The following is a 6,287-nucleotide window of genomic DNA, read 5'->3' as shown; positions in this document are numbered from 1 at the left end:
GATATAAATAAACAAATATATAAATCACAGCGATAAAACAATCGCAAAACTAATGTTTAGACCACAAATAAATTAATCCGTTAAACGCACGCATTTGGTTAATAAACAAACAACAATGTGATAACAACCCGCTTTGTTAGTGTCGCGTGATGCACCGCATTTAGCCGCCTCATTCATCGTCCGAGCAAAGGGTGTGACGGTTAAATATTCTTTTTTTACGCATAAAAAAGCCAGACAAGACGTCTGGCTAATAAGGTACGGCAGGAAGATAAGACGCTAACGTTTTTGTCGCTGCGCTAGCATCGGCATTAAGTGGCGATCGCCTGTCGCTAGCAGCGCTTGGCCGAGGCTCTCTCGCCATTGCGGCCAAACACGGTAGATATAAGGATCTTGCCCTTCGCCAGGATTAAAGCCCCCTACAAAGGCATCGCGTATCGCTTTTAGGGCTTTGTCTTGGCCGGTTTCACTGTTATCAAAGCCTTTTTTGCCATCTCGGGCTTTTATCCCCGCTCCGACTGAGCTTGGCAGATAGGTAAGCGGCTGGTTGAGGCCCTGTTGACAGTCTTCAACCAAAGCTTGTAAGTGTGCAAGCGCGTCATCTTTGCTGAGTGGGGAAAACTCGATGGTTTCTTTCACCCCCACCAGCGTACTCGGCACGGCTTCGCCCATCGCGCATTGGCATAAATGATCGATCCATACCGCAAGCTGATGACGCACGGTCAGATCGCCGCAATGAAAGCGGACCAAACAGTCTTGATAACGCCGGTTGAGCCAACCTTGCAGTTGTACCTCACCCAACGCAGTGGGAAGGGTCAGATTAAGCTCAAGATCGGGGTGCGGCGCGGCGAGTAAAGGCGTTAAACGTTGGTACATATCACGGATCACCGTGACTTGCGTATCCAAGGTCAGTTCGCCAAAGTACGCCAAAGGCAACTTGCCCTGCCCACGCTGTCGAGCCATAAAATCCTGCACACTTTGGGGACTGTCATCGGTTTCAATAAAGTGCGCTAACAGCTGATCGCGTAGTTGAAAGCGGTGCAAGGTATCTAAGCTAAAGGGTTCAAATTCTTCTAACGGCGCTTCTAACTGCTCAAAGAAGACTTTCAAGCGGCGTTGGAAAAAGTAGCGCACGGGCAACCGCCAAAAGCGCTGCAACTCAGCCAACTCAATCACAGGATCGATATGACTATCCGGATCAGGGCTTAATGCATCATCCATAAATGCCGGCAGTTGCGTCCCTTGCCCTTTGGCAGCCGGTAGCCACTCTTGCGCGTAGCTACCATCATGAGCAAACGCCTCTGGGCTAAAGGGAGTGAGCGGATGCGTCTGGATAAGCGTCCCTTCCAGCCGCTGACGTGACTGGACTTCGGGTAAATCGCGGTCACCGGCCAAACAGTAACCTTGGGTACAATATTCAAGCAGCTCGGTAACCAGCACCGACGGGACTTTTAAGCTGTTATCTTGCACTGAGCGCCCGACATAACTGATATATAAACGCTGCTGTGCTGACTGCAGCGCTTCTAAAAACAGGTAACGATCATCGTCACGGCGCGAGCGATCCCCTGCCCGCGTGCGGCCCACCATCAAATCAAATCCGACGCTAGGCACAGTGCGCGGGTACACGCCATCATTCATCCCAAGCAGACACACCACGTTAAAGGGAATAGAGCGCATCGGCATCAAGGTGCAAAAGTTGACCTGCCCGGCCAAAAAGCGCTGGCTGACTCGCTCGTTGTTGAGGCGACCATTAAAGTAATCGCGCACCACGGGCAACGTTAGCGTGTGGGTAAAGGCGGCATCGCTAAGCTGTGTCAGCCAACTGTCTAATTGGGTACGGATTAATTTGACTGCTAACTCTTCATCCCCTTCAATGGCGAAGCAATCATCTAGCATTTGAGTCAACCGCGCCACCCACGCCTTGCCATCGCATTCAATCGCCAGTTGTTGCTGGTAGTGGATCAGGGTGTCGATAAACAGCCCTAACCGCCCCGCCAGCTCCGCATTAAGCCCTTGGACTTCATCATAAGGAACGGTGTCTGCAAACAAGCCGGCCTCACTCGGCATCGCGTAGCCGAGTAGCATACGTTTCAGGCCAAATAGCCACGTATTCTGATACTGCTCGGGCAAGGCAAATTGGCTCGCGGTATGGGTATCAAGCCCCCAGCGAATGCCGGTTTCTTCCACCCACTGCTTAATCTGATCAAACTGTTGGCTGTCGATGGCAAAACGGCGCGACACCGCCGGCACCTCAAGAATTTCCAACAGCTCCGCCGCACTGCATCGACTATCAGGCAGGGTGAGCAGGCGCAAAAAGGCGGCTAACACCGGGCTTTCTTGATCGGCGCTGCGATCTGAGATGGAAAACGGAATAAAACGCTCACCCGGCGCATTACCAAACACCGCTTGAATGGCGGGGCTGTAGGCATTGATATCCGCCACCATCACAATCACATCGCGGGGGCTCAGTGATGGGTTGGCCTCAAACATCGCGAGTAGCTGATCGTGCAGCACTTCGACTTCGCGCATCGGGCTGTGACAGGCATGGATTGCGATCGAAGCATCATCTGGCTCGATTTCTGTTTTCGCCGTACTGGTTTCAGTCTGCTTGGGATCGCCCGGCTCATTCAAATCCAAAATATCGGCTTGGATGTGATGCAGCAGATTATCGCGGTTGACCTCAACGAAGCCGCTATCAATCTCATTACAGGCCATTTCCGAGAGCAGCAGTAAGTTGTCGCGCCCCAGTTTTCCCATCGACGCCAGCAAGCTGTTCCCTACTTCACCGTGCTCGGGCTCATCAAGTCCGAGTGCCAATTGGCTCTCGGCGGGGATGTCTTCAATTCGGCTGATTTTATCCCGCGCCAATGCGGCACGTTTAGCCAGATAGCGCTTGTCGCGAATATCGCCCCAATAGTAACGGCATGGGTTGGTGAACATAAAATGCACCTCCACATGCTCGCCCAGTGCTTGCAACGCATCCAGATAGCGTGGTGGGAGCGCGGATATGCCAAATACAAACACCCTCTCAATATCAGCAAGCCCTTCAGGTTTGTGCTGATGGCTGGTTAAGGTATCGATAAACTCTTGATACAAGTTAGCGCGATGGTAAGGCGATTGGCCCAGCGCCAAAGTATGATCGTATAAGCGGCGCCACAGTTTTTGCTGCCAAGGCTGCACATCGTCAAGCTCAGGCACCGGTTGTTCTTGCTCCCATGACAGCACCCACTCGGGGCGATAGACCAAATACTGGTCGAAAATATCGGCCACTTTTTCGGCCAGCTGGTAAGCACGCTGCTGATCCTGGCTATCTTCCAAATACGCGGCTAAATCAGCAAACTCTGGCGCATCCAGACAGCTGGGTAAGATATCCATCAGCTTCCATGTCATCGCCTCTTTGTTGAAATCACTGCGCTCAGGCACGCCATCTAACACCCGCACAAACAACTGCCAGATAAAGGTAGCGGGAAGCGGGAATTCGACGTTGGCGACAATTTGCTGCTCGTTGGCGAGTGCCATTTTTAACCACTGCGCCATGCCGGGGCTTTGCACCAGAATAAGTTCTTTTTGAAAAGGGTCAGACAGTGGTCGCTGTTGGATTAGGGAGACCAACAAGGACTTCAACAGATCGAGCTGATTAGAGTGATAAACAGTAAACACAAGGCGCTCACATGGGAAAGATAACTGGCATCGATTGTGGCCGATTGCCGTACTAAGCGCAAACCGCCATCGATACACCGCGACCTCGCACACGACTTGCTAACCGTGTGATGGCACAGCAAATCGCTGAGCGATTAAACGCGATTATCACCCACACTGAATGCGATCAGCTGGCTGATATGGTTCAGTGAACGGCCTGACTCTTGTTGCCACTCATTAAATGCCTGTTGCGCCGCTTGCATCGCCCGCTTGGTCTCTCGGCCGCTATCAACGATTTTAGTCGCACGCAGGTAGTGCTCGATATCGCGGGTAAACAAGAAGGTGTCCTTGCCCATTCGGCGCAAGGTATAAGCGCCCGTATTACCGCCTAAACGCTTACCGTGCTTTTTTAAATACTGCCACAAACCGACAATATCTTCGCTGGGCCAATCGGCGACAAACTGGCTAAAACTGCCGTGCGATTGCTGCACGCGGTGAATCATTTCCGCGTTGTGCGGAATGGTCATCACCTTGGTAAGATGACGAATAATCGCTGGGTTGGTGGCTTTTTCTTCCCACATTTCCGGCGGCATCAGCAGCATTTTATCAATATCAAAGCCCCAGAACACCTCTTCAAATCCGGGCCATTTTTTACGCACTACCTGCCAACTAATCCCCGATTGAAACACCTTCTGGCTAAACGCTGCGAGCCAGCGATCATCTGGTATCTCACACAAGGCATCATGTTCAAGCGGTGCCACCAGCATATGCTCTAATGCACGTTGACCACCTTTACGTTCGGCGGCACGTTGATAAATAGTGCTAAATTTTTCTCTCATGTCACAATCATGGCAGGGTCAGTAGACAATGGCCCTTATCGTACTGTATAAAAAGACAGTAAATCAATGAAGAGAGGGTGATTATGGCCGTTATCGTCAAGTACGTGGTCGAACGCGAAGGAGAAGAGAAGATGACATTTACCTCCAAAGCCGAAGCCGATGCCTACGACAAAATGTTGGACATGGCAGACGCCTTGTTCGATCTGATTGAAGAGAGCAAACTGGTAGACGACGAAGAAAAGCGTGAAGCCTTGTCGCTATACCTAGCTGAACATAAAGACTCTGTCCTCGAAGCGCTGGGCGCTAAGCGCAAGACGGCAAAGAAAAAGCCGGCTAAAAGCGAGACCAAAGCGGACACAAATAGCGACGACAAAGACGCTGACGCCGCCTAATCTTGTGATTGCTGACCCTTTTAGGATCCGCGAAAGAGCAAGCCCAGTGGCTTGCTTTTTTTATGCCCGCCCCCTTCACCACCTATGCATTAAGGCGCATCGCTGCCCCGACCTGTGCGGTTTTTTCGTCAGCCGCCGTTTGATCGCTTCCAACCACTGCCGCTTGTCTTTAAGATGAAGCGTTAGATGTTTTAAGCCCAAATATACACAAGGAGATCTTCCCCGATGGCAAGCTTTGCTCTGGCGCTAGGTACAGCGACCAAAAACCAGGACGGTAAAATCATTGAGGCCTACTTCCCGGCACCGCTACTCAACCCAAGCGATGAGCTGGTTAACGCGCTTAGCGCCCTCACCGACTATACGTCGGGTAACCAAGTGATCGAGGTAGCGCCTGAAACATGCGGTGCGATCAGCGAAGCCTTCTCGGCAGCGAATGCCTCTCAAGCGGCAACCTTTGCCAATAAAGCGCAGCAAACCACACAACCCTTGGTACTGGTGATCCTCGAAAATGACATCAAGCCAGCGTCAGTGGCGGAAGGCTTCCTCAAGCTTCAACTGATCTCACACCGCTTAGTCAAACCACACGGTGTGGTACTTGACGGACTCTTTGGTCTGCTACACAACATTGCTTGGACCAACCAAGGCCCGATTGACTTGCCAGAACTGCCTGAACGTCAAATGGAAGCTCGCCTGAAGGGCGAAACATTGACCGTTGAGTGCGTGGATAAATTCCCGAAAATGACCGATTACGTGGTGCCTGCTGGCGTGCGTATTGCGGATACCGCCCGAGTGCGCTTGGGTGCCCATGTGGGAGAAGGTACGACAGTGATGCACGAAGGCTTTATCAACTTTAATGCCGGTACTGAAGGTGTCAGCATGGTTGAGGGCCGAATCTCCGCGGGAGTCATGGTCGGCAACGGCAGTGATATTGGTGGCGGCGCATCAATCATGGGAACTTTGAGCGGCGGCGGCCAGATTGTCGTTTCAATTGGCGAGAACTCACTACTCGGTGCCAACGCCGGCCTTGGCTTCCCATTGGGCGATCGTTGCACCATCGAGTCAGGCCTGTATGTCACCGCAGGTACTAAAGTCACCATGCTCGACGCCGACGGGAATGCGGTCGAAAGCGTTAAAGCACGTGACTTGGCGGGCAAAGCCGATCTCCTGTTCCGTCGTAATTCAAAAACAGGGGCCGTTGAGTGTTTGACCAACAAGAGTGCGGTTGAGCTCAACCACGAGCTACACGCGAATAACTAATGCTTTGATTGTTTATCAGCGCATTATCAGGCGGCCATCATGGTCGCCTTTTTTATGCCCAGTTTGCTTGAGCCACTATCGTTTCACCGCAGTGCACCAAAAAGTACAAGCTGATTTGTGGCACATTTTTAACCACAGCGAGAAGTAGAAAAATAAATAGGCG

At 51.8% G+C, this 6,287-nt stretch carries 4 protein-coding genes; 2 read left to right on the top strand and 2 right to left on the bottom strand.

Features of this window, described 5'->3' with window-relative positions:
• Positions 1-276 precede the first annotated feature (276 nt).
• Both recC and BZJ19_RS06890 read right to left on the bottom strand, forming a co-directional pair.
• Positions 277-3,657 carry an exodeoxyribonuclease V subunit gamma gene (gene recC / locus BZJ19_RS06895; RefSeq protein ID WP_077675067.1) on the bottom strand — a complete coding sequence of 1,127 codons (3,381 nt, stop codon included), beginning with the start codon at positions 3,655-3,657 and terminating at the stop codon, positions 277-279.
• Between the two features lie 134 nt (positions 3,658-3,791).
• The gene (locus BZJ19_RS06890) at positions 3,792-4,475 is read right to left on the bottom strand and encodes a DNA-3-methyladenine glycosylase I (RefSeq protein ID WP_077675066.1); all 684 of its coding nucleotides are present in this window, start codon (positions 4,473-4,475) and stop codon (positions 3,792-3,794) included.
• An 83-nt stretch (positions 4,476-4,558) separates the two neighbouring features.
• On the opposite strand from BZJ19_RS06890, the gene BZJ19_RS06885 reads away from it, so the two are divergent.
• Together BZJ19_RS06885 and dapD are read left to right on the top strand one after the other, a co-directional pair.
• Positions 4,559-4,867 carry a YebG family protein gene (locus tag BZJ19_RS06885; RefSeq protein ID WP_077675065.1) on the top strand — a complete coding sequence of 103 codons (309 nt, stop codon included), beginning with the start codon at positions 4,559-4,561 and terminating at the stop codon, positions 4,865-4,867.
• Positions 4,868-5,092: 225 nt separating this feature from the next.
• Positions 5,093-6,124: a 2,3,4,5-tetrahydropyridine-2,6-dicarboxylate N-succinyltransferase gene (dapD, locus tag BZJ19_RS06880; RefSeq protein ID WP_077675064.1), complete on the top strand. Its 1,032-nt coding sequence runs from the start codon at positions 5,093-5,095 to the stop codon at positions 6,122-6,124.
• The last annotated feature ends 163 nt before the right edge of the window (positions 6,125-6,287 follow it).

The organism is Salinivibrio proteolyticus (assembly GCF_001996165.1).
GTDB classification, from domain to species: domain Bacteria; phylum Pseudomonadota; class Gammaproteobacteria; order Enterobacterales; family Vibrionaceae; genus Salinivibrio; species Salinivibrio proteolyticus.
Note: the sequence above shows the minus strand (reverse complement) of the source record. Positions and strands in the feature narration are given on the sequence as shown.